Annotated in this window: 24 protein-coding genes; 19 read left to right on the top strand and 5 right to left on the bottom strand. The window is 36.3% G+C overall.

From position 1 onward, the window contains the following. The first annotated feature begins 69 nt into the window (after window positions 1-69). Together ACSVDH_RS24345 and deoD are read left to right on the top strand one after the other, a co-directional pair. Complete coding sequence (locus tag ACSVDH_RS24345; RefSeq protein WP_439252895.1) at window positions 70-1257, top strand: MFS transporter; 1188 nt, start codon at window positions 70-72, stop codon at window positions 1255-1257. A 72-nt stretch (window positions 1258-1329) separates the two neighbouring features. Then, window positions 1330-2037: a purine-nucleoside phosphorylase gene (deoD, locus tag ACSVDH_RS24340; RefSeq protein ID WP_439252896.1), complete on the top strand. Its 708-nt coding sequence runs from the start codon at window positions 1330-1332 to the stop codon at window positions 2035-2037. A 60-nt stretch (window positions 2038-2097) separates the two neighbouring features. On the opposite strand, the gene ACSVDH_RS24335 is transcribed toward deoD, so the two are convergent. Further along, complete coding sequence (locus tag ACSVDH_RS24335; protein WP_299090903.1) at window positions 2098-2859, bottom strand: TrmB family transcriptional regulator; 762 nt, start codon at window positions 2857-2859, stop codon at window positions 2098-2100. Window positions 2860-3130: 271 nt separating this feature from the next. Then, on the bottom strand, window positions 3131-4825 hold the full coding sequence (locus tag ACSVDH_RS24330; RefSeq protein WP_439252897.1) for a ribulokinase: 1695 nt from the start codon (window positions 4823-4825) through the stop codon (window positions 3131-3133). 259 nt (window positions 4826-5084) lie between these two features. On the opposite strand from ACSVDH_RS24330, the gene ACSVDH_RS24325 reads away from it, so the two are divergent. From ACSVDH_RS24325 to ACSVDH_RS24290, 8 genes are all read left to right on the top strand, one after another. Then, window positions 5085-6335, top strand: coding sequence for an MFS transporter (locus ACSVDH_RS24325; RefSeq protein ID WP_439252898.1), 1251 nt, complete (start codon window positions 5085-5087; stop codon window positions 6333-6335). A 249-nt stretch (window positions 6336-6584) separates the two neighbouring features. Next, complete coding sequence (locus tag ACSVDH_RS24320) at window positions 6585-7673, top strand: zinc-binding dehydrogenase (protein WP_439252899.1); 1089 nt, start codon at window positions 6585-6587, stop codon at window positions 7671-7673. A 314-nt stretch (window positions 7674-7987) separates the two neighbouring features. Continuing rightward, on the top strand, window positions 7988-8749 hold the full coding sequence (locus ACSVDH_RS24315) for a DeoR/GlpR family DNA-binding transcription regulator (RefSeq protein WP_439252901.1): 762 nt from the start codon (window positions 7988-7990) through the stop codon (window positions 8747-8749). A gap of 475 nt (window positions 8750-9224) precedes the next feature. Then, window positions 9225-10229 carry a DUF3231 family protein gene (locus ACSVDH_RS24310; protein ID WP_439252902.1) on the top strand — a complete coding sequence of 335 codons (1005 nt, stop codon included), beginning with the start codon at window positions 9225-9227 and terminating at the stop codon, window positions 10227-10229. A gap of 259 nt (window positions 10230-10488) precedes the next feature. Beyond that, complete coding sequence (locus tag ACSVDH_RS24305) at window positions 10489-11112, top strand: helix-turn-helix domain-containing protein (protein ID WP_439252903.1); 624 nt, start codon at window positions 10489-10491, stop codon at window positions 11110-11112. Window positions 11113-11240: 128 nt separating this feature from the next. After that, the gene (locus ACSVDH_RS24300) at window positions 11241-11387 is read left to right on the top strand and encodes a hypothetical protein (protein ID WP_439252905.1); all 147 of its coding nucleotides are present in this window, start codon (window positions 11241-11243) and stop codon (window positions 11385-11387) included. A gap of 190 nt (window positions 11388-11577) precedes the next feature. Continuing rightward, window positions 11578-12504 (top strand): ABC transporter permease, encoded by a 927-nt coding sequence (locus ACSVDH_RS24295; RefSeq protein WP_439253003.1) that lies wholly within the window; start codon window positions 11578-11580, stop codon window positions 12502-12504. Between the two features lie 14 nt (window positions 12505-12518). Further along, entirely contained in the window at window positions 12519-13433 is a 915-nt protein-coding gene (locus tag ACSVDH_RS24290; protein ID WP_439252906.1) for a carbohydrate ABC transporter permease, read from the top strand. Window positions 13434-13596: 163 nt separating this feature from the next. Here the strand turns inward: ACSVDH_RS24290 and ACSVDH_RS24285 are convergent, their stop codons facing one another. Further along, window positions 13597-14445, bottom strand: a complete 849-nt coding sequence (locus ACSVDH_RS24285; RefSeq protein WP_439252907.1) for a DnaJ domain-containing protein — start codon at window positions 14443-14445, stop codon at window positions 13597-13599. A gap of 341 nt (window positions 14446-14786) precedes the next feature. Between ACSVDH_RS24285 and ACSVDH_RS24280 the strand changes: the two genes are divergently transcribed. The 8 genes from ACSVDH_RS24280 (at window position 14787) to ACSVDH_RS24245 (ending at window position 20838) form a co-directional block, all read left to right on the top strand. Further along, complete coding sequence (locus ACSVDH_RS24280; protein WP_439252908.1) at window positions 14787-15404, top strand: DedA family protein; 618 nt, start codon at window positions 14787-14789, stop codon at window positions 15402-15404. 2 nt (window positions 15405-15406) lie between these two features. Continuing rightward, window positions 15407-16240, top strand: a complete 834-nt coding sequence (locus tag ACSVDH_RS24275) for an undecaprenyl-diphosphate phosphatase (protein WP_299090876.1) — start codon at window positions 15407-15409, stop codon at window positions 16238-16240. Window positions 16241-16308: 68 nt separating this feature from the next. Next, entirely contained in the window at window positions 16309-17028 is a 720-nt protein-coding gene (locus ACSVDH_RS24270; protein ID WP_439252909.1) for a polysaccharide deacetylase family protein, read from the top strand. A 342-nt stretch (window positions 17029-17370) separates the two neighbouring features. Beyond that, window positions 17371-18063 (top strand): AIM24 family protein, encoded by a 693-nt coding sequence (locus ACSVDH_RS24265; protein ID WP_439252911.1) that lies wholly within the window; start codon window positions 17371-17373, stop codon window positions 18061-18063. Window positions 18064-18357: 294 nt separating this feature from the next. Beyond that, window positions 18358-19536, top strand: coding sequence for a diglucosyl diacylglycerol synthase (locus ACSVDH_RS24260; protein WP_439253004.1), 1179 nt, complete (start codon window positions 18358-18360; stop codon window positions 19534-19536). 257 nt (window positions 19537-19793) lie between these two features. Beyond that, window positions 19794-20171, top strand: a complete 378-nt coding sequence (locus ACSVDH_RS24255) for a DUF2089 domain-containing protein (RefSeq protein WP_439252912.1) — start codon at window positions 19794-19796, stop codon at window positions 20169-20171. Further along, the gene (locus tag ACSVDH_RS24250; protein ID WP_299090866.1) at window positions 20171-20557 is read left to right on the top strand and encodes an SHOCT-like domain-containing protein; all 387 of its coding nucleotides are present in this window, start codon (window positions 20171-20173) and stop codon (window positions 20555-20557) included. The genes ACSVDH_RS24255 and ACSVDH_RS24250 overlap by 1 nt, the downstream gene beginning before the upstream one ends. A gap of 5 nt (window positions 20558-20562) precedes the next feature. Then, window positions 20563-20838: a hypothetical protein gene (locus ACSVDH_RS24245; protein ID WP_299090863.1), complete on the top strand. Its 276-nt coding sequence runs from the start codon at window positions 20563-20565 to the stop codon at window positions 20836-20838. A 48-nt stretch (window positions 20839-20886) separates the two neighbouring features. Here the strand turns inward: ACSVDH_RS24245 and ACSVDH_RS24240 are convergent, their stop codons facing one another. Next, window positions 20887-21441 carry a hypothetical protein gene (locus ACSVDH_RS24240; RefSeq protein WP_439252913.1) on the bottom strand — a complete coding sequence of 185 codons (555 nt, stop codon included), beginning with the start codon at window positions 21439-21441 and terminating at the stop codon, window positions 20887-20889. A 110-nt stretch (window positions 21442-21551) separates the two neighbouring features. On the opposite strand from ACSVDH_RS24240, the gene ACSVDH_RS24235 reads away from it, so the two are divergent. After that, entirely contained in the window at window positions 21552-22151 is a 600-nt protein-coding gene (locus ACSVDH_RS24235; protein ID WP_439252914.1) for a TetR/AcrR family transcriptional regulator, read from the top strand. 132 nt (window positions 22152-22283) lie between these two features. Here ACSVDH_RS24235 and ACSVDH_RS24230 read toward each other — a convergent pair whose 3' ends face one another. After that, window positions 22284-22937: a TetR/AcrR family transcriptional regulator gene (locus tag ACSVDH_RS24230; RefSeq protein ID WP_299090857.1), complete on the bottom strand. Its 654-nt coding sequence runs from the start codon at window positions 22935-22937 to the stop codon at window positions 22284-22286. Between the last annotated feature and the right edge of the window lie 26 nt (window positions 22938-22963).

Raw genomic sequence — 22963 nt, 5'->3', positions numbered from 1 at the left:
TATCTCTTGTTTAGAATTTTGTTTTAGGTTACTATCTTAGTAGTAACTTTGAAAAAGGGGAGCAAGAGAATGGATAAACGTGTCTACTTATTAACAATCGTTTCGTTTGTTGTTGGAATGGTTGAATTGATAATCGGCGGGATCCTTGATTTAATTTCGTCAGATTTAAATATAGGCCTGGGAAAAGCAGGATTTCTTATCACAGTGTTCTCACTTGTTTTTGCGGTTGCGGCACCGGTTTTATTGACCATGACAGCGGGTGTTGAGCGAAAGCGATTAACCTTGCTTTCGTTATTAATCTTTTTCATCGGGAACGGCTTGGCTGTCTTCAGTCCATCCTATAGCATGCTGTTAATCGCTCGAATTATTTCCGCTGCGAGCGGATCCTTGCTTGTCGTATTATGTGTAACGATTGCTTCAAGCATTGTTGCAGAAAAATACCGGGCGCGTGCTATTGGCGTGGTATTTATGGGAATCAGCGCTTCTCTTGTGCTAGGTGTTCCTATCGGCTTGATGTTAGGGAATGAATTTGGCTGGCGGGCTCCATTCATTCTGATTCTCGCGTTAACACTGCTCTCAGTAATCGGTGTGTATTTCTTTATGGATAAAATTGATCCGAAGCCTGCCATACCGATTAGGGTTCAGCTTCGTACGTTGAAGAATCGGAAGGTATTATTTGCCCAGCTCACTTCCTTTTTATTTTTGGCAGGGCATTTAACACTATATGGCTATTTAACTCCATACTTAAAAATGGAGATTGGCCTTGATGGAACATGGGTAAGTATTGTCTACTTAATCTTTGGTGTTGCTGCCGTAGCTGGCGGAGGTATTGGCGGGTTTCTAGCTGACCGGTTCGGTACAAAGCCTACCATTTTGTTTGTGACGGTTGTTTTTGGAATTGCCATCTTTTCCATTCCATTTACGACTTTCGCTCTTCCGTTATTTTTAGCGATCATGATGATTTGGAGCATGTTAAGCTGGGCGATTACGCCTGCTATGCAAAGCTATCTAATCGAGTCTGCTCCTGAAACCTCTGAGATTCAGCAAAGCTTAAATAATTCTGCCCTTCATTTTGGTATTGCTTTTGGATCGTTTCTCGGAGGGGTTGTGATCGAGAAAGGATCAGTCTCCTTAAACCCTCAAGTTGGAGGTTTAATTATTATTGCCGCTTTGGGAGCTGCAGTGATATCAATGGCTCAACATGATCATTCGTTCATGTCTTTTACTAGAAATAGAGAAATGAACGAAAAAATATAAATCTAGTTTTTTACTATTTACGATGGAGGTGAACATCATGACAATTGTTACCCAATTGTCATGATCAATAAAATGAGTACACATATTAACGCTAAACAAGGTGAAATCGCAGAAACTATTCTATTGCCTGGAGATCCGCTTCGTGCAAAATATATTGCGGAGACATTTTTGGAAGATGTCATTTGCTATAACAATGTAAGAGGAATGTTAGGATTTACTGGAACATTTAATGGAAAACGTGTGTCTGTGCAAGGTACTGGTATGGGAATTCCTTCTATTTCGATCTATGTCAATGAACTGATTCGTGACTATGGCGTAAAAAATTTAATTCGCGTGGGAACATGCGGTGCGATTCAAAAGGATGTGAATGTGCGAGATGTCATTGTTGCGATGACAGCTTGTACCGATTCGAATATAAACCGCCTAACCTTTCCGGGAATTGATTTTGCCCCATGTGCAAGCTTTGATTTATTAAAGAAGGCGTATGATTCTGGAGTTGAAAAAGGACTGTTTGTACGAGCGGGAAATGTTTTAACAGCGGATATTTTTTATCGTGATAGCATGGAAATAGTAGAGAAATTAGCCGCTTACGGGGTACTGGCTGTGGAAATGGAAACAACCGCTCTATACACCCTTGCCGCAAAATATGGTGTTAATGCCCTGTCAATCTTAACGGTTAGTGATCATATTATCACTGGTGAAGAAACATCTGCTGAAGAACGGCAAACAACCTTTAATGATATGATTGATATGGCGTTAATAGCAGCGATTTCTTCCTAATTTCTTCGGTAAGAGAGGCGGCTCATATGAGTCAGCCTCTATTTGTATTGAAAAAAATACCTAGTAGCGCAATTTCATCAGAATGTTTTTGATCTCTTCATCATTCATCAACAGATCAAAATGCTTTTCATTAATTTTTGCCAGTGCCACATCATGGTAGAAGAACTCGGTAAAAACCTTGATAAATGGTTTTGACATTGTCTTCATGGCTTGCCAGGATTGATCCTCCATGCCGGCAAAAATGACTTCTTTATCGTCAACGATAATCAAGCGAAACCGTTCTAATGAATGGTGTTCTTTTGCTGGAATCAGTGAATGAATAGTCGATAAGGATGTTTCCAATTCACCAACGACCAGCACCTCGACATCTACGCCTTGTTTTTCTTTTTCAGTTAACAATGGCAGGTATTCGTCTAGGTCATCCTTCCAAGCCGAAATACGGATTGATTCTTTGGCTTCTTGAACAAGCTGTTTACTTTGGGCACGAATGGATGTATCCACCTTTAAGCTCCAGACATGCTCATCATTGTAGGACCGCTTTTTGATGCCGCTCTTTTTTAATTGTTCAACGTTTGCTTGAAATTCTGTTGTTAATTTTTCAATCGCAAGCGATAGTGGCAGCCCGGTATAAAGCTTTTTATTATCTGAAATGGAATCCATTATCATGCCTTTTTCAATCATGCGTGAGATCACTTCATAAATTTTTGCCTTTGGGACACCTGAATATTTAACAATGGTAGTAGCGTCCATAGGCTCCTCGCTTGTCGCCAGAACTTCATAAACTTTACTCTCATATTGTGAAAAGCCAAATTTTTGTAACATGGTTCCTCCAATGTTATCCTATAGAATTTTCTGTTTTAATAAAGGGGGATACCTATTAATCATAATCATATTGTAAGTGGAAAATCAATTTCAAAAGCTCCTTGCTTTAAATCTAATAACGGATTGTTTCAGGAAGAGGATGTACAAGCCTTGAAACTCTGATTTTCTCAATGGATATTATTTCTTGCAAATATTGGAGTTATGTTATTTGCATAGAGCAATCATATAAAAAAGCTTCAAATCCTTTTTATTAGGATTGAAGCTCTATTTTTTAGGTAGACATTAATTCAATGGGTTTATTCTTTTGATTTCGCAGCTTTTTTAATGTTTTCATCATTTCTACATGCTGTATACCATAGTAATTTTGCATTTCTTTATAATAGTAAAACAATTTTTCATAGATCTGTACATGTTCTGGATGAGGATAATACGTTTTTTCAACTGGTGAAGCCATATGCTTGACTGCTTCTTCCATCCTGCTAAATCCTCCATTTTTATTACCTGCGGCAGTTGCTCCTAATATGGCAGCGCCAATTGCAGGTGCATAATCAGATTTAGAAACTTTTATTGGTTTATTTAAAACATTGGCATAAATTTGCATAAGAAGGTCATTGCGCTGAGGTAATCCTCCACATGCGACAATTTCTTCTATTTTCATCCCCCACTCCAAATAGGTTTCTACAATGATTCTTGTCCCAAATGCTGTACTTTCAAGATAAGCACGGTAAATTTCTTCAGGTTTTGTCTGTAATGTAAGTCCAATTAAAACACCTGATAAATCAGCATCTGATAAGATGGATCGATTCCCATTATGCCAGTCAAGTGCTAATAAACCATTTTCTCCAGGGGAGAGCGAGCGTGCTTTCTTTTCGAGGAGGTCAAAGATAGATAAACCTGCTTCTTTTGCTTCGCAATGGTAGGATTTAGGCACATGATTTTTCATATAGGAGCCAAATAGGTCGCCCACAGCGGATTGACCTGCTTCGTATGCATACATACCTGGCAAAATAGCGTCTTTAACAACACCAGAAATACCGGGGATTTCCTTTAACTCATCATTAAGCATAAGGTGGCAAGTAGAGGTGCCCATGACCATAAGTAATGTTTCAGATTGATAGACTCCAGTACCTAATACAGCGGAATGGGCATCGATGATACCTGTAGCAATTGGTAAACCTATTGGTAATGAAAGTTTATTTGCCCATTCTTCTGTAAGGAAGCCTGCGCAAGTCCCGACATTTTTTACGTTTCCTTGTAATTTAGATAGAAGTGTTGAGCCAAACTCTGCATCAAGCTCAATAAAAAATGCCTCCGGAAATCCTTCGCTTTCATTCCAAAAAGTCTTAAACCCTAATGAGCAATTGTTTCTGGTTAGGGAAGATGTCAGAGTTGAAACAATCCAGTCTGCTGCTTCTAAAAAAGATGCGGAAGCATCATATAAATCGCGAGCATCTTCAAATACCTCAAAGATTTTCGGAATTGCCCATTCCTCTGAAATATTAAATCCTAATTGTCGAAGCCATTTCTCTTTTCTCTTAGCAGCTAATTTATATATTTTTTCTGTTTGAACTTTTGTATGATGATGTTTCCAAAGCTTAGCCCAAGCATGATGAAAATGCTGCCACTCCTTTTGAAAACATAAAGGAGTAAGCTCTCGATCTACTGGTAAAATAGTAGATGATGTAAAGTCAACTCCTAAACCAATAATTTGATTCGATTGGATGCCGGCTTTGGTCATCGCACAAGGTATCCCCACTTCTAAAACGTCCAAATAATCTTGTGGATGTTGAAGAGCACTTCCTATGGGAATTCGTTGCGAATTGATAGGTAATGATTCAGTTATAACACCGTGTTTATAGGGAATGACATGCATTCCTTTTATCTCCCCGGTTTTTACATTAATAATTAAAACTCTCCCTGATTCTGAACCATAATCAATTCCGATTGAATAGTGTGATTTTGTCATTATTACGTACACCTCTCATTGTAAACCTTTTCAAAAACTATAAATGATTTTAACATAAATGAGCATTAATGAGCAATAATTTTATAAATTCGGAAGTAATTTATGAATTTTTGTTAAAAATATATTGACTAAATTTAAAATTGACATTAATTTTAATGATAACGAGCGAAAATAAACAAAAATGAAAGAGGTGGATGTTCATTCGTTTCTAAAAGCTCGATTTTGGTAGATTTAAAATTTAATAGAGGAGGTAACAAGCATGAATACAATTTTAAATAAAATGGGGTTGCCGAGTAATCTCGTTTGGGGCTATTTGGGAGTATTGGTTTTTATGATGGGGGATGGTCTTGAGATTGCTTGGTTAAGCCCATGGTTGATAGACAATGGATTTAGTGTACAACAGAATTCCTTGTTGTTTGCTGTGTATGGTGTGACAATTGCTCTTTCATCTTGGTTTTCAGGCGTATTAGTCGAATCCTTAGGACCAAAGAGAACGATGTGGCTCGGTGTACTCATGTATATTTTAGGTACAACAGGCTTTATTGGTTTGGGGGTAGCTGCGGATTTACATTATGGAATGATGCTTGTTTTTTATTCTGTAAGAGGGTTAGGTTATCCGTTATTTGCTTATTCATTTTTAGTGTGGATTGCTTACAGGGCCCCGCAGGAAAAGCTTGGAACTGCTGTAGGCTGGTTTTGGTTTGTGTTTACAGGTGGTTTAAATGTATTGGGTGCTTATTATTCAACTTGGGCTATACAGCATTTAGGCCATGTTAATACCCTGTGGAGCTCCATTATCGTTGTTGTGATTGGTGCAATTTTGGCGTTAATTGTAAATCAAGATAAATTAGAAAGAAAGTCGAAACAAGGGACACAAGGCAAAGTAAAGGAATTATTGAAAGGGCTTACTATTGTAAAGGAAGAACCCAAAGTGTTGTTGGGGGGGATCGTTCGTACGATCAATACGACAGCTCAATTTGCATTTCCTGTTTTCTTGCCGACCTATCTTGAGGATTATGGAATTCCGACCACAACATGGCTTGGAATATGGGGGACCATTTTTATCGGGAATATTCTCTTTAATCTTTTATTCGGAATCATTGGAGACAAATTAGGGTGGCAAAATACGATCATGTGGTTTGGAGGAGTGGGATGCGGTATTACGACTTTAGCGTTATATTATGCTCCTCAGTGGTTTGCTGGAAACATTTGGGTTGTAGGTTTTATCGGTTTCTTATGGGGAGCTCTATTAGCTGGATATGTACCGCTTTCTGCACTTGTCCCATCTTTGGTAAAAGAAAATAAAGGAGCTGCTATGTCTATTCTAAATCTTGGAGCAGGTTTTCCTGTTTTTCTTGGACCAGCAATCGTGGGTGTCTTTATTGGAGAAATTGGCCCTCAAGGAGTCATGTGGATTTTAGCTATTTTATATTTCGTAAGTGCCCTATTAACAAAGTTTATTAGTGTTCCAGAGCAAAAGAAATCACAAGTAGAAAAAGCAGTTTCCTAATGATTAATATACCCATGAATTTTTACACATTTTTTTAAATAAATAATGGGTATTATTCATTTAAAAGGATGCGCATAATTGCTTATATTCATTTTATTTACATTAAAAAAATGCTTGACTTCGTATTTTTAATGGTATTATCATAATTAATGAACAAAAACAAACATTTTATTCACTTATTCAAGCATTTGTAGAAAGGGAATTGAAGAATAGTGTCAATTTTTAATGATGATAAGGAGGACTAGGAGTATGCAAACAACAAAAACATCCGTGGATTCACGTACATTTCGTTTAGTAAGTCCGGGACTAGTAGAGGAAATGACTGTTAAACGGTCAATTCGAAAAGGTGAAGTTGCAGTAGAGCCAACAATAGGAAGTATATGTCATGCAGATTTAAGGTATTATATGGGGCTTAGAAGACCGGAAGCACTTGCTAAAAAGCTGCCTATGGCCCTTCTCCATGAAGGAATAGGAAGGATCGTAGAAAGCAGCTCAGATTCACTAAAAGTAGGTCAAAGAGTTGTCATTGTTCCCAATATACCTGGAAAAGAGAATACTGAAGAGTGCAGTTCTTTATGTGATAAAGAGTTTATTGATAATTACAGTGAGAAAAATCATTTCTTAGGAAGCGGCTATGATGGAATAGCACAGAGCCGCTTAGTATTACCAGAAGCGTGTGCAATTCCAATTTCAGATCAAATTCCAGATGAAATTGCAGTCTTGGCTGAATTATGTACAGTTTCCTATCATGCGCTAAGCAGAGTAAAGGGTAAATTAGCATTTCCTAAAGTAAAGGTTGCTGTTTTTGGAGATGGTCCAGTTGGATACTTAACAGCTGCGATGCTTCATCATATTTATGGGCTTGATCAGACAAGATTGAAAGTTTTTGGTGCAATTCCAGAAAAGCTTGAGCAATTCAGTTTTGCTGATCGTGCTCTCGTACAAGAGTTTGATATTTTCGAAGCTGAAAAAGTGGATATAGTTATAGAGTGTACAGGAGGGAGATTTAGTGAAAGTGCAGTGAATCAAGCGATTGATTTATTAGCACGAGGTGGTTCTCTAATTTTAATGGGAGTAACAGAAGAAAGAGTGCCAATTAATACGCGGGATGTATTAGAAAAAGGACTTACCTTATATGGAAGCAGCAGAAGCTCAGCACCTGATTATCATGCCGTGTTATCAGCCATGCAAAACATCGAATATCAAGAAACCTTGCGAGCGATTCTTCCAGAAAAATTTACACCGATCGAAAATGTTAACGATTTTAAAGAAGCAATGGATTCCGCTGCTGAGCATAAAAGCTGGCAAAAGGTCATCCTTGATTTCAATTGGTCATAATGCTTGAATACAGTCTGCCTTTAGCAATTAAGGGCGGACTGTTTTTTTAAAAAGGTAAGAAAATTTTGAACTTAGTTTTAGTGTCTAGCTCCAGCGCCTAGCCTCTCTAGGGTCTAGCCACTCATGAATTGAAGGCAAAGAACGCCTTCTATTCATGAGCGTCTTATTTGCCCTAGGCTGATCAAGGCGCTTGCGCTTTTCTTATTTTCTATATGCTTGACAATCAACTTCAATTAAACATAATCTTAAATAAGATAAACATAAATGAACATAAAAATTGTGAAATATAAGAAATGTTTTAAAGGAGGACTGTCATGCTAGCTGCGGAGCGAAAGCTGAAAATCATTGATTATGTCAAAAAAAATAATGTTGCTTCAGTTGCCCAATTATCAGCCGAATTCAATGTGCATGAAGCTACAATTCGAAGAGATTTGTCTGAAATTGAAAAAGAGGGACTTTTAAGGAGGACACATGGAGGAGTTGTGCTTGGTGAAGGGATTAGCTCAGAACCATCGTTTACCGTCCGTGCGACAGAAAGGGTAGACGAAAAGCAAAGAATTGGAGAAAAAGCTGCCGAGATGATTAACGAGGGAGAACATATCATCCTAGACTCAGGCACAACAACCTTGCAGATTGCTAAAAATATCGTGAATAGGTCAAATATAACGGTCGTAACAAATGACGTGAATATTGCAGCGGAGCTGAGAGATTCAAAAGGGATTAAAGTTATTGTAACAGGAGGGATTCTTTATCCTGAAAGCTTTATGTTAAATGGCATGTTTACGAATGAAGTATTAAAGACGTTGCATGTTCATAAAGCTTTTGTTGGAACTCCGGCAATTCACCCTGAATTTGGGCTTACTCATTTTGAAGAGCAGTTAGTTCCTGCAAAAATGGGCATGATTCAAGCGGCTAAAGAAGTCATTGTTGTTACTGACCATACGAAAATAGGCGGTGTTTCCCTTCATACTGTATCTCCGATCAATAACATACACAAGCTTGTTACAGGTAAAGAAGCTTCAGAGCTTCAAATCCACCAATTTGAGGAGAAGGGCATAAGCGTTATTACGGCATAATTTTAGAAAAATTCTAACTGAGCTATTGGTTTGAATTTGTCAATTCTGCTGTTGAAAATGTAACTGACGTCCCTCCTATGACCATGATAAAAAGTAAAAAATTAACTTTTCACTCCCCATTTTAAATCTTTATGGCGAAATGGGGATGTTTTCAAATATCTTTCACCCCAATTGAAGTACGATTGATTAATAATCCTCAGTCTTATGAATTCCGCTTATAATACCTATGAAAACAATCCTATTCATTAAATTTCTTCTATTTTTTAAAAATGGTAATGCAAAACAATGAAAATATTTGTTAGAAATTCAAATTTATGCACGGTTTTTACATGGACTATTTATCGATAGTATGGATCGAGAATAAGTCTACTATTTTCATGATAGTAAGATTCACTTATCGAAAAATCATTGATGGAATATTATTTCTAAAATTTACACATTCTATATTTACAATGCTATTAGGAGATTAAATAAAATGGAAGAACATAATATACAATTAACTTCTCCAGAGATTACAGGGCTTTGGACTACATACATTCAAAATAGTGCAACAATCTGTTTTTATAAACATTTTCTTCAGAACCTTCAGGATCTGGAAATAAAGAAGATTGTGGAAGAAGCATTGTCTTTAGAGCAATCAAATATGGAAAAGATTAAAACAATCTTTACGAGCGAAAACTTTCCAATTCCCAAGGGCTTTTCTGACAAAGATGTTGACCTATCTGCCCCGTCATTATACACTGATTTGTTTGCTCTAAGTTTTGTGTATCGTGTAGGTCAAATGACAGTTCCTTATTACAGCACAGTCCTCACAAAAATAGCAAGGACCGATGTTGTTGCTTTTTTCGATGAATGTATGAAATCCTCAACAGAATTGTATAAGAGATCTTTAAATTTAATGCTTTCTAAAGGGATCTATGATAGGCCGCCTAAAATCCCATATCCAAATGAAGTGGAATTTATGAAAAAACAACAATCTCTTCTAAGTTTATGGTTTGGTGAAAAGAGACCATTAAATGCAATCGAGTTAGGTGAAATTTTTTATACAATTGAACGAAACTATATTGGTTTCCTTTTGTTAATGGGTTTAATCCAAGTAATGAAGGATAAGGAAATAAAGGAATATCTAAAAAAAGGGAAAAAGCTATCAGAAAGACAAGTCGACATATTTAATAAAATTTTAAAAGAAGATGAACACCTTGGTAATATTCCAGTAAGTTTAGAAATTACAGAATCAACCGTTTCTCCATTTTCTGATCGTCTTATATTGTTTCTTATCACTACGACCTCTTCAGCAGGAATTTATTTACTTTCATATGCCATGTCCATTTCATTGCGAAAAGATATAGTCGCTCAATATGTCTTACTTATCCAAGAAATTATGAATTATAGTGAAGAAGGATTAATGATTATGATTAAGCGGGGATGGATGGAGCAACCGCCGCAACCAATTAACAGACATGATTTATATAATGAATAAAGGCAATGAATGTTAAACAAAAGTTAAAGTTTTTCAATTATGGATGATAAGAATCCGATACGAAACATATAATAAAAGCGACACTAAAAGATCTGTGTCGCTATTTTAAATGGGGAATTATGTTTTTTATTATGAACGTTTACCAGTACCGCCTACATCTCTTGTTACATCTTTTCTTTCATCTCTTGTCAATTTAAGCACCTCACTAACATTTTCTTATTACTCATAAGTTGTCCACGAAAAGGAGGTGATATACATAATGAATAAAAAAAATAATTCAGAACAAAATAAGGTCACATATGTTAGTTTTGGCGACAGTCAGACATCTGAAACTGAGGACCAATCTAAACAAGATGAATATGTATTTATAAAAGTGGGCTTTAAAAAAGAAAACTTTGATAAAATTAAAGATTACACAACCTATGCAAATGTAGAAGCAAAAATGGATAAAGTCGATGTGGAGTATACCCCGGAGGATTTCATAAAGGGCGCAACTATGCTTTTTATCGACTCTATGCTTGATAATATTGATGCACACCAGCCGAAGGAAATAACCAGGAAATTATATGAATCCCTGCCTGAATTTTTGCCGATTATAAATGAGGCCGCTAAGCAAATGAGCGACACTCCTAAGGAAAATGTTGAATCACTTATTAACCGTCATGAGGGGATTATTAAAAATAATATAAAGAAAATCATGAAGCAACAAAAACTGACGCAAAAAGAGCTTTCAGAATTGACCGGCATTGATAAAAGTAATTTATCCATTTATATGAATAATAAATCTCAACCATCGATTGAATTTTTTTTGCGGATTTGGCATGCGCTTAACTATCCTCCCCTAAACGAAATGTTATATAGAGAAAAAACACGTGATGCTTAAGAAAAGGCATCTTTTTTTTTCTGTACGGAAGTTAAAAATTTTTAATAAAAGTTAAAAATTTTTAAAAAAAGGTCATAAAACATGCACCAACCTCAATATGCTATACCATAAGAAATAAGTGAATATTTTTGTGCCATGACATTATGACAATGGCCAGCTGGGGTGGCATAAAAGCCTCCCATCATGGAGGTGCACCGATGGATATTAATACAGCGATGTTTATGATTGCCTTAGTTACGTTGGTCGTTTTATTAGTTGAAAAAGTTAAAAAGTAATCAGCCCTTATTTATCACTATGAGGGTTGGTTACTCTTTTTTTTGTTATAATTCTCATATTTTCACCTGATTTTTGTGAAAATTAGTAAGGTATTTTTAGCGTCTTTCCTCCTTTAAAATGAAGATAAAGAAAAGGAGGAGTCTTATGGAAATGGTAAAAAAGAAACCGATTACAAGAGGAAATCTGACGATGAAAACGAAAAAGACACGGAATTTTTGGAAGGTGTTTTCAAGTCAAAAAATCCTTTATGCGATGTCACTTCCTTTTGTTGCATGGGTGTTTGTTTTTAATTATTTGCCTTTATGGGGCTGGACGATGGCGTTTCAAAATTATCGGCCTGCAAGGTCATTCTTTGAACAAGAGTGGGTCGGCTTCGAGCATTTTATTACCTTGTTTACCGATGAACGTTTTTACCTGGTGTTAAGAAATACGTTGGCGATGAGTTTCCTTAGTTTAATCGTTGGGTTTACGATTCCTATTTTGTTCGCTGTTTTGCTCAATGAAGTTCGTCATTCAGTCTTTAAACGAACTGTGCAAACGGTCACTTATTTGCCTCACTTTGTGTCATGGGTTGTGGTGGCAGGGATCGTCACAAAAATGCTATCAATTGATGGCGGTATTGTTAATGACCTTTTATTGAAATTAAACATTCTTGATGAGCCTTTTCAGTTTATGGCCCAAGGGACATGGTTCTGGGGAATTGTAACGGCCTCAGATTTATGGAAGGAAATGGGTTGGAATGCGATTATTTTTTTAGCGGCGATTGCCGGACTTGATCCACAGCTTTATGAAGCTGCAAAAGTAGATGGGGCGGGCAGATTAAGAAGAATCTGGCATGTGACGTTACCAGGCATTCGTCCAACCATTCTCGTAGTACTGATTTTAAATATCGGTCACTTGGTCAGCATTGGATTTGAAAAACAGATGTTATTAGGGAACTCACTTGTTGTTGATTATTCAGAGGTCTTAGATTTGTATGCGCTTAATTATGGAATTGGTTTAGGACAATTTTCTTATGGGACAGCCATTGGTATTTTTAATTCAGTCGTTAGTATTATCCTTTTGTTTATTGCGAATGGAATCTTTAAGCGCTTTTCAAATCAAAGTGTCATGTAAAGGAGAACGGATAAATGGCTGCGAATCGAGCATTAAATAGAGTTATGAACAAAGACCGTGTATTCGATCTACTAAACTATACTTTCTTAACGGTGGTCATGATTGTCACACTTTATCCTTTTTTAAATGTATTGGCGATATCATTAAATGAATCAACTGATACAGTAAGAGGCGGCATCTATTTATGGCCAAGAGAGTTCACGTTTAATAATTACTTAGAAATTGCTAAATACGATAACTTAGTGACAGGTTTTTTTAATTCTGTCATGCGAACAGTGGTTGGCACCGTTTTGGGCGTATTTGTTCAAGCAATGGTTGCTTTTACCTTAAGCCGGGCAGACTTCCAAGGGCGGAAGTTTGTATCCACTTTTATTGTGTTAACGATGTATTTTTCCGGGGGGTTAATTCCTGGTTATATGCTTGTGAGAGATTTAGGCTTAATGAATTCATTTTGGGTATATATTTTGCCGGGTTTAGTTAGTGCTTTTAATATCATTATTATCCGGTCGTTTATGGATGGTCTGCCATTTTCCCTCCAGGAATCAGCGAAAATGGATGGAGCAAATGATTTTACAATCTTTTACCGGATTATCCTGCCGCTCTGTAAGCCAGTGTTAGCGACAATCGCATTATTTGTCGCAGTAGGACAATGGAATAGTTGGTTTGACACTTATTTATACAATAGCATGAATGAAAGTTTGACAACCTTACAGTATGAATTAATGAAAATTTTAGATAATACCTCCATGAGTGGAAGTGTTGATGCGAATCAGATGCGGCCAAACGCGGAGCAGCAATCAAACATGGTTTCACCAGAATCCATTAAAATGGCGATCACTATGATTACCGTTATCCCGATTATCTTGGTGTATCCATTCGTGCAAAGATATTTTATTCAAGGGATGACATTGGGGGCAGTAAAACAGTAAGACTTCTGTAGGTTTACCTGTTGTCGGACAATACCTGCTATCTGACAATCGAAGGACTATCAGATGTTGAAAAAGTAGTTCTGAAAAATGATGTATGGAAATCGTTTAATTATGGAGCAAGAAATAAATTGTTAATTTGAAATAGGGTCCTGAAGGCAGGACCCTATTTTGTTAGCTCGATTAATAATTTCAGTGCATTTTCTTTATTATTTGAGTCTACCCGTATTGCGGCAATTTTCTTCTCATCATTGACTTGGATTCCATTAAAGAATTTTGTGTCAGAAACGACAACTCCGTATAAATGCTCAGCATTATCTTCAGGTGATGTGGCATAGATAAGTTTGTCTGGATCAACATTTTCTTTAAGCGAAGGCTCCAAGTCGTCCAAAGGCAGGAACATTTCATTCGTCATGAGCTGTTCAAAGTTAATAGAATCCATAACGTAAACATCTGATTTATCAGAAGCAAGTGTCACAACACTTTTCTGCTGCATGCCAACATCCATTGAGTCGTTTACTTCAGTCGGCGAGTAGTTCAAATTAACGGTAACCCGCTCCCATGAAGGAATGTCAGCCAAAACATTATCCGATACAGGCGATTTGTCACTATTTGGGTCAAAATAGTCACCATGCAGCATAATGCTTACATTTTCAGGTGGAAGGCTTGCCAATCTTTTTTGTTCCTGAAAATGAGAAACGACACTTTGGGTTATATAGACGCAAAGCGCAATCAGGATGATCACCCCGACCATATGGAGCTTGTAATAATGAAGAAAATGATCCATTTTCTCGCGAAAGGTAGTTGGGCCTTGCTTGTCCTCGGTACCATCCCGATAAGCTTTAATCTTATTATAGGCATTCGTAATCTTATCAAAATCGAAAGGCTTTTCGGCATCCTTCTGACTTTGGTAAGCATGATTCCGCCGAATCCATGTCATATATTGTTTTTCAATTTGATCATCAGTAGCATCCTCTGGAACACCTAGTACTTTGTAAGCTTCTTGTATGTCCAATTTTAGCGTCACTCCTCATTTCCTAGTTTGCTTTTTCGTTTGTAAGTGAAAATGTTAAATATAAGATAGATTACTATAAAGATACCTCAAATTGAAGGCGTTTGCACTATGTATAAGGATATTGGGAAAAGTTTTTTGCTAAGTCTATTAAATGTTTATGGATAATAAATATAGATGGATTTTAATAGAATGCAAAGAAAGATTTAAGAAAATGTTAAGAAAAGAACTATTCAATCATTTGTCAATTAAAGGTATACTAACATGTGGGATTAAGAATTTTGCTTTCCGATTTATTTAAAAGAATAATAATGTAAATTGATTCAGTAATAATGGAGGTTTAAATGGAAAATTGGATAACAGGTATCATTGAACAATTTGGTTATGTAGGAATCTTTCTGATGATTGCGCTGGAGAATGTTTTTCCTCCTATACCATCTGAGGTCATTCTTACGTTTGGGGGCATGCTGACGAATTTTACTGACTTAACGGTCCCGGGCGTAATCCTGTCGGCAACTTTTGGGTCTGTTGTCGGAGCAGTCATTTTATATAAGATTGGAAATCTTCTAGATGTTGAAAGACTCGAGAAAATTGTCGATCGATGGGGAAAGGTTCTTCAAGTAAAAAGAAAGGACATTTACAAGGCGGATCAATGGTTTGATAAGTACGGATATTGGACAGTCCTTATCTGCCGTATTATTCCATTAATCAGAAGTCTCATTTCAATCCCTGCCGGAATGGCAAGTCTGAACTTTTGGCTGTTTCTCCTTTTTACAACGATTGGAACATTAGTTTGGAACGTTATCTTAGTTACGGTTGGCGCGAAATTTGGAGAGTCATGGGAAAAAATAGTGGAAGTAATGGATGTTTATTCAAATGTTGTCTATGTGCTAATTGCGGTTGCAGTAATTGTTTTCCTAGCACTATTTATTAAAAAGAGAAAAAAAAATAAGGGAGATTAGATATGGATTTTCTTACGCTTTTAAAGGCCATCATCTTAGGATTAGTAGAAGGATTAACAGAGTTTGCGCCAGTATCGTCGACCGGACATATGATAATCGTTGATGATATGTGGCTGCAGTCTGAAGAGTTTCTCACGAAATATGTAGCAAATACATTTAAAATTGTGATTCAGCTCGGATCCATTTTAGCTGTTGTAGTCGTTTTTAGGAATCGTTTTATTGATTTACTAGGTTTAGGCCGTCTCAATAAAAAGTCAGTTTCTGAAGGTCAAAATCGTCTGAAGTTAACGCAAGTCATTGTGGGATTGATTCCAGCAGGTGTTCTTGGTGTGCTGTTTGAAGATTATATTGATGAGCATTTATTTTCAATTGAAACAGTATTAATCGGTTTAGTTGCTGGTGCGATTTTGATGATTTTAGCAGATGTTTTTGGTCCGAAACAGCCTAAGACCGAAACAGTGGATCAGATTACATATAAACAAGCGTTCACGGTTGGACTTATTCAATGTCTTTCTCTATGGCCTGGGTTCTCTCGTTCAGGTTCAACCATTTCTGGCGGGGTTTTATTAGGTATGAGTCACCGTACTGCTTCCGATTTTACGTTTATTATGGCCGTTCCAATTATGGCCGGTGCCAGCTTTATATCTTTATTGAAAAACTGGGAGTACTTTACGCTTGATGCCATGCCGTTTTTCATTGCTGGGTTTATTAGTGCATTTGTGTTTGCATTAGTTTCGATTCGCTTTTTCTTAAAGCTGATTAATAAAATTAAGCTTGTTCCATTTGCGATTTATCGTATTGTTTTAGTAGTGGTAATTTATTTTGTTTATTTTTAATGACAGCGGGCTAAGAGGCGCGAATTCGTGCTTTTCTTAGCCTTTTGTAATAATTAGGGGAGAAGAAAATGAAATTTTTGAAAATAGTTGTAGCATCAATATTAATCTTGATTATTTTAGGCTATGGCCTTTTGCAAGTGATAAATTCTAGAAGCTTTCAATTCTTTGGTGAAATCATAAACAAGGTAGATACAGATAAAAAGGTTGTGGCACTGACATTTGACGATGGACCAACAAATAAAACAGATGACATTTTAAAAATCCTTCATGAAAAGAATATAAAGGCTACCTTTTTCTTAACTGGTAAAGAAATAGAAGAAAATTTTGAAGAAGCTAAAAAAATTTTTAATGCCGGACATGAGATTGGCAATCATACATATTCCCATCAAAGAATGGTTTTTAAATCACCTTCCTTTGTAAAGGATGAAATTGAGAAAACTGATAAGCTTATTAGGAAAACCGGCTATTCCGGGGAGATTCTTTTTAGGCCGCCTAATGGAAAAAAGCTCTTATTGCTGCCAAAATACTTAGCTGACAATGATCGAAAATCCATCCTCTGGGATATTGAGCCGGAAACAGATCCGGAGATTGGCGCTGATTCCGAAAAAATCGTTCAATATGTTAACGATCATGTCGAAAATGGATCGATTATCTTATTGCATGTTATGTATGATAGCCGACAGGAATCCCTTGAATCTGTTGAAGGGATCATCAATGAATTAACTGAGCAAGGATATGAATTTAAAACCGTATCAGAGCTCTTGAAATATGAAGAAGCTAATAATTAAGGTTAAATGTCTGAATGAATCAGGCATTTTTTATTCCTGATAGCTATGTTAATCATCAATGACAGCTAAAAAAAAATAGATTTCTATTTTAATAGCTTTTACATTCCCGCTGGAAAATATGTTTTTAAGAAAAGGATTGCAAGCATAACTCTAACTTTTATCCTAACTTAATTTTATAACAATTTTATCCATAATTATAATATATTGGTTTATTTAATTGTATACAACAACTTGGCTAATAGATAAAATGAATAAAGTGTCTGAAAATGTAAGCAAAGGGAATAGATGAAACAAAAGTGCCTGATGATACGTATTTACGATTAAAGAAGGGGAGTGGATATAGTGAGTAAATATTCAATTAATGAATTTATTAAACAAACCGAACAGGAAGACAAAGGAGAAGGTTTGTTTGAATTAGAAACACCTCGTATGCTGGAAGTAAATCTTGATGGCCAGGTTTGGGCAAAAGCCGGATCAATGGTTGCATATAGTGGTCAAATAAAATTTGAACGTGAAGGTTTGCTTGAGCATGGATGGGGAAAGACATTTAAAAAAGCGTTGACAGGTGAAGGCACTTCATTAATGAAAGCAAAAGGACAAGGCAAAATGTATCTTGCAGATCAAGGTAAAAAGGTCATTATTCTTGATTTGCAGGATGATATAATTTTTGTTAATGGAAATGACTTGCTTGCTTTTGAACCGAGTATTCAATGGGATATTAAGCTGATGAAACGTGTTGCCGGTATGGTAGCAGGCGGGCTTTTTAATGTTAGATGTGAGGGAACTGGGATGATTGCGATTACTTCACATTATGAGCCTTTGACTTTAAGAGTTACTCCGGGAAGACCAGTGATCACCGATCCGAATGCAACGATTGCATGGTCAGGTCAATTGCAGCCGGAATTTCAAACAGATATCACCTTAAAAACACTGTTGGGGAGAGGAAGCGGCGAATCCATTCAAATGAGATTTGAAGGCCAAGGCTTTGTTGTTGTTCAGCCTTTTGAAGAATCCTATATGAAACCAACTAGTTAAGTCTCATTTCATAAAGTTGGAAAGATTTTTTTCTAGAAAAATGGTAAAATAATATTCAGCAACTGTTCACAAGCCCCAAATTTTAATAATGCTACATCTCAGGCCCTAGACCAATATAAAGCCTGAGGATGTTTTAACATTCATTGATTCATAGGATGATAGAAGAGGGAAGATCTAGAAGTCTCACTTTATATAAGGGCTTTTCTATTTGTTAAAAACGCGTTACAATCAATGTCTAATACACTATCATTCATCATCACTATTTATTTGCCTAAGTTAGGAGATACAAACGTGTTGGTAGGAAAATCAAAAGTTTTAATATTAACAGAGAAATATGGAAACGGACATATTCAAGTAGCGAAAACCTTGGAAAATGAATGTAGAAAAATGGGATTTAAGCAGGTTGTCGTTTCCGAGCTATACAAAGAATCACACCCAATCATTTCGAAATTGACAAAACATTTATATATTAAAAGCTTTTCTTACGGAAAACAATTTTATAAAATTTTTTACTATGGTATTGATAAAATGTACAATAAGCGCTTCATGAACCTGTATTATACACTTGGCCAGAAAAAGCTGAAAGAGCTGATACAGACAGAGAAGCCGGATATGATTATCAATACATTTCCAATGATGGTTGTTCCGGAATATCGGAATAAAACAGGTGAGGTTATCCCGACATTTAATGTGGTAACTGACTTTTGCCTTCATAAAATTTGGGTTCATCAACATATTGATAAATATTATGTTGCGAGTGAGCATGTTAAAGAGAAATTAGTCGAGCTAGGCGTTAACCATAATCAAGTAAAAATTACTGGGATCCCCATCCGTGAACAGTTTGAAATGGCAAACGGTAAAAATGAAGAAGTATACAAAAAATACAATTTAGATCCAAATAAGGAAATTGTGTTGATTATGGCCGGAGCACACGGTGTCTTAAAAAATGTAAACTATATATGTGAATCCTTCATTAACCAGGATAACCTGCAGATTGTCATTGTTTGCGGAAATAACAATGCATTGATGAGAAAGCTCGAGCCATTTGCATTGGCACATCCAAAAACAATTATTCCATTAGGATATGTAGAAAAGGTTGATGAGTTATTCCGTATTGCCTCCTGCATGATTACAAAGCCAGGCGGAATTACCTTATCTGAAGCTACGGCACTTGGCGTCCCTGTCATCTTATACAAACCGGTCCCTGGTCAGGAACAGGAAAATGCTTTATATTTTGAAGAAAAACGATCTGCTATGATCGTCAATGATTATAAGGAAATGAAAGAGGTTGTTTTAAAGCTTCTTAATGATAAAAAAACATTAAAAGAAATGAGAGAAAACATTAAGCAAATGCATTATCCTAACTCCGCTAGAGCGGTGTTGGAGGATATGGTTAACGAGGCATTCAAGCAAGATGTTGCAGAACGGTCTCGTACCAAAAAATCAGTCAAGTTGAAAGTCGGTATGTCCTGATCATCTTTTGCCTGAAAACAAAAATGTGTTATGAAAGGCTGTTTCAAAAGGGTCTGCACCCCTTTAACACCAATAGATGGTGTTAAAGGGGACAGTCCTTTTTTTGTTTTTCAAAATTTAAATGGTCGATTAATTATTTTAATTAAGAATGAATATTATTAATTATTAATGATAATAAAATTAACATTTTTGAAAATTGAATTGATAAATTTAATTTATGTTATATAATTGAATTATTATTAGGAAAGGAGAGAAACATGGCATTTCCTCTACTAACAGATTGTCCAGTTTGTCAAAAAACATTAACCGTAACAAAATTGCATTGTTCCAATTGCCATACGAGTATTGAAAATGAGTTTGCATTATCCAAATTCTCTTCCCTTGCTTCGGAGCAGCTTCATTTTATTGAGGTCTTCTTAAAATGCAGGGGGAATATTAAAGAAGTTGAAAAGGAGCTTTCGGTTTCATATCCTACTGTTCGCGGCAAGTTAAATGAAATTATTGAGGCGTTAGGATATTCTGACCGTACGAAACCAAAGGTTGATAAGAAAAAAGTGATCTCAATGCTTGATGCTGGAGAAATAACGGCTGAAGAGGCCATTCAATTACTAAAAGAAAATGGGGAGGATGCGTAATGAAAGAAGAAATTTCAAAGGTAATGACCATGGTGCAAGAAGGGAAATTGGACGTTGAAAAAGCAACAGAGCTGCTCCACGTTATGAAGGATAATAAAGAGAGTAGTATTCATGTTGATACGAGCTCAGGTTATCATAAAAGGATGCTTAAAGTTAAAGTTGAATCAACTGATAAGGATAATATTAATGTCAATGTTCCGATTAATCTTGTAAAAGCTGTTTTAAAAGCAGGTCATGGAATTGCTGCAAATATACCGCAGGCTGCGATGTACGTAAAGGATATTGATATTGAGCTTCTCATCCATGCGATAGAAAATGAAGTAGATGGCCAGATCGTTGATGTTTCTTCTGCAAACGGAGATAAGGTTTCTGTTGTTATTGAGTGAGAAGAATGATTAAAGTCATGATTAAAACAAGAAAACATGTTCAATTTATGGTTCCAGTCCCCTATGCTGTTTTGAACTGTTTAGGAGCTTTGCTCTCCTCGCAGCTGCTTTGGAAACAGATTAAAAAATGGACTAACCAGACGAAAGCAGATCCCTGGCTCCCTGATTCACTCGATAAAGAAATGTTCAATCTCATCGTGTCTTCTTTAAAAAAACATAAAGGATTGACACTAGTTGATGCTGATTTGCAAGAGAACATGAAGGTCAAAATTATCTTGTAAACGATCGAGGGGCTGACGCCTTGGTTTTGAGACAGCCCCATGTATTCTTTATACATTTGCAGTCTTCTTCTTTTCCTTCCGCGGCCAAATAAAATAACTAATCGTAAAAATAAAATCAATTCCCAACACAAGAGACCAAATTCTTAATACGCCGCCTAATGCTTCTGTTCTGGAAGGATCATCAATCAAAAACATAATGCCTGCCAACAAACCAACTCCAATGACATAGGCGATGATATGACGCAGAAAGTTCGTAAGATTATGTTTTGCATATTCCATCCCATATTGCTTCCTCGGCTTTTCTCCTTGTTTCATCACATAGTACTGAAAGCGTTGATCTGCCCATTCAATCATACTTTTACCATAGGCAAGCGAGACACCGATATATACAGCGGCAAGTGCATGGGCAAGTGTTGCGTTAGCTCCACGATATAAATCAAAACCTGCCGTAATTAGCAGAATCAAGTCGATAAGAGGGGTTAATGCTAATAAAATGAGGCCTAATCGTTTTTGCTTGAAGAGATAACGTACCGTTAAACCTAAAACGATCACAACCCAAAAAGCAACTTCACAAAAAACGATCATCCATCCGACTATACTCATAAAGTGCACCTCTTTTCAATACAGTTGTATTATTTAAATCCAGTTTACTACAGAATATTTTTCAATACAAGTGTGTTATAAAAATCTATTATTTTTGGTACAATAAACATATGCCAAAAATAGTTGATCATGAATGGAGAAAAAAATTAATTGCAGAAGCTTCGTGGAGGGTTATTTTAGAACGGGGAATGGAAGGAGCGACGGTTAGAAATATCGCAAAAGAAGCAGGTCTTTCACTAGGAGCCTTGCGTCATTATTTTTCAACACAGGATGAGCTGCTCATTTTTGCAATGAATCTAGTGATTGAACGAGTAACAGAGCGAATAAATAAAATTGCCGTTCAAGAATTACCTCCAAAAGAAAAAATACTTAAGATCATTCTTGAAATGGTGCCAACGAATGACGAATCAATGGCAGAAATGGAGGTTTGGTTTGCCTTTACTGCATATGCCAGACATAAAAAGGGTTTTGATGCCCATCATGATGGACTTTTAACAGGTATGCATCGATTAATTGATTCCATGGAGCAATACCAGCTGCTAAAAGAAAATGTAGACAAGTCTATTGAGGTCGAGCGGCTTTATGCGCTGGTGGATGGAATCGCCTTACATGCCATGCTAGATCCTAAGCGGCTTAATCGAGATCGCATCTATAAGTTGTTTGTCTATCATTTAAATTCAATTAGTAAAGAAGAATTTGCCCCATCTTAACGGGCAGTAAATTGTTTTGAATTGCATATTTGCTATTCTAATGAAAAAGATAGATTAAAGATTATAAGATGTTTAATGAAATAAAGGAAGGTGATAGAAGTCAGAATAGGATTTCTATCACCAAACAAGTTTTCATTCTTTTTTAGCAGACAATCCATGCAGTAAGAATTGCACAGTTCTTTCAATTTCAGCCTCCTCATCCCATTCAGCCTCTGGTAAGAGGATATATCTCGCAATAACATAACCGAAAATTGTAGAAGCAGTCATGCGGATCACACTAAAAGCAGGGATTTCAATAATTTGCCCCTTTGCTTGATAATGTTCAACAATAGTTTGAAAGCGATCAATGATTTTTTTTGCAATATGTTCTTTGAATTGTTCCTTTAATTCAGGCTGAAAAGGAATTTCCTGGATTAAGATCCGGAAAAGCTGCATGTTATTGTTAAGAAAGTTAATTCGGTTTTCAATTATCGCTCTTAAGAAGTCTTCATAGGTTTCATAATTTTGATTTAAAACCTTATTAAAATCCTTAATAACAAAAGGGGCAATCAGCTTTGCCATCATAGGTGAGACAATGGAGATCAGCAAATCTTTCTTTGTTTTATAGTGTCTAAAAATAGTCCCTTCAGCAACCCCTGCCTTTTTGGCAATTTCACTTGTAGATGTTGCTGCATATCCCTTCTCGGCAAACGAATCAATCGCCGCGGCTAAAATCTTTTTTTGCTTTTCTGTTAACCCTTCATCTTGATCAAACCATTCATCAAATAATGTATCTTGTTCAGACATTTTTTGCTCCTTTATAACATGGATAT

Origin of the sequence: Metabacillus sp. Hm71 (genome assembly GCF_051842955.2) — a bacterium.
Lineage (GTDB): Bacteria > Bacillota > Bacilli > Bacillales > Bacillaceae > Metabacillus.
This window is presented reverse-complemented; position numbering and strand designations above follow the sequence as displayed.

What these genes read in the sequence shown, in the direction of transcription:
- ACSVDH_RS24280 (WP_439252908.1), top strand. Translation starts at nt 14,787, where the DNA reads ATGGAAAATTGGATAACAGGTATCATTGAACAATTTGGTTATGTAGGA.
- ACSVDH_RS24240 (WP_439252913.1), bottom strand. Translation starts at nt 21,441, where the DNA reads ATGAGTATAGTCGGATGGATGATCGTTTTTTGTGAAGTTGCTTTTTGG.
- ACSVDH_RS24290 (WP_439252906.1), top strand. Translation starts at nt 12,519, where the DNA reads ATGGCTGCGAATCGAGCATTAAATAGAGTTATGAACAAAGACCGTGTA.
- ACSVDH_RS24250 (WP_299090866.1), top strand. Translation starts at nt 20,171, where the DNA reads ATGAAAGAAGAAATTTCAAAGGTAATGACCATGGTGCAAGAAGGGAAA.
- ACSVDH_RS24275 (WP_299090876.1), top strand. Translation starts at nt 15,407, where the DNA reads ATGGATTTTCTTACGCTTTTAAAGGCCATCATCTTAGGATTAGTAGAA.
- ACSVDH_RS24320 (WP_439252899.1), top strand. Translation starts at nt 6,585, where the DNA reads ATGCAAACAACAAAAACATCCGTGGATTCACGTACATTTCGTTTAGTA.
- ACSVDH_RS24325 (WP_439252898.1), top strand. Translation starts at nt 5,085, where the DNA reads ATGAATACAATTTTAAATAAAATGGGGTTGCCGAGTAATCTCGTTTGG.
- ACSVDH_RS24255 (WP_439252912.1), top strand. Translation starts at nt 19,794, where the DNA reads ATGGCATTTCCTCTACTAACAGATTGTCCAGTTTGTCAAAAAACATTA.
- ACSVDH_RS24335 (WP_299090903.1), bottom strand. Translation starts at nt 2,859, where the DNA reads ATGTTACAAAAATTTGGCTTTTCACAATATGAGAGTAAAGTTTATGAA.
- ACSVDH_RS24315 (WP_439252901.1), top strand. Translation starts at nt 7,988, where the DNA reads ATGCTAGCTGCGGAGCGAAAGCTGAAAATCATTGATTATGTCAAAAAA.
- ACSVDH_RS24230 (WP_299090857.1), bottom strand. Translation starts at nt 22,937, where the DNA reads ATGTCTGAACAAGATACATTATTTGATGAATGGTTTGATCAAGATGAA.
- ACSVDH_RS24345 (WP_439252895.1), top strand. Translation starts at nt 70, where the DNA reads ATGGATAAACGTGTCTACTTATTAACAATCGTTTCGTTTGTTGTTGGA.
- ACSVDH_RS24270 (WP_439252909.1), top strand. Translation starts at nt 16,309, where the DNA reads ATGAAATTTTTGAAAATAGTTGTAGCATCAATATTAATCTTGATTATT.
- ACSVDH_RS24330 (WP_439252897.1), bottom strand. Translation starts at nt 4,825, where the DNA reads ATGACAAAATCACACTATTCAATCGGAATTGATTATGGTTCAGAATCA.
- ACSVDH_RS24245 (WP_299090863.1), top strand. Translation starts at nt 20,563, where the DNA reads ATGATTAAAGTCATGATTAAAACAAGAAAACATGTTCAATTTATGGTT.
- deoD (WP_439252896.1), top strand. Translation starts at nt 1,330, where the DNA reads ATGAGTACACATATTAACGCTAAACAAGGTGAAATCGCAGAAACTATT.
- ACSVDH_RS24310 (WP_439252902.1), top strand. Translation starts at nt 9,225, where the DNA reads ATGGAAGAACATAATATACAATTAACTTCTCCAGAGATTACAGGGCTT.
- ACSVDH_RS24235 (WP_439252914.1), top strand. Translation starts at nt 21,552, where the DNA reads ATGCCAAAAATAGTTGATCATGAATGGAGAAAAAAATTAATTGCAGAA.
- ACSVDH_RS24305 (WP_439252903.1), top strand. Translation starts at nt 10,489, where the DNA reads ATGAATAAAAAAAATAATTCAGAACAAAATAAGGTCACATATGTTAGT.
- ACSVDH_RS24295 (WP_439253003.1), top strand. Translation starts at nt 11,578, where the DNA reads ATGAAAACGAAAAAGACACGGAATTTTTGGAAGGTGTTTTCAAGTCAA.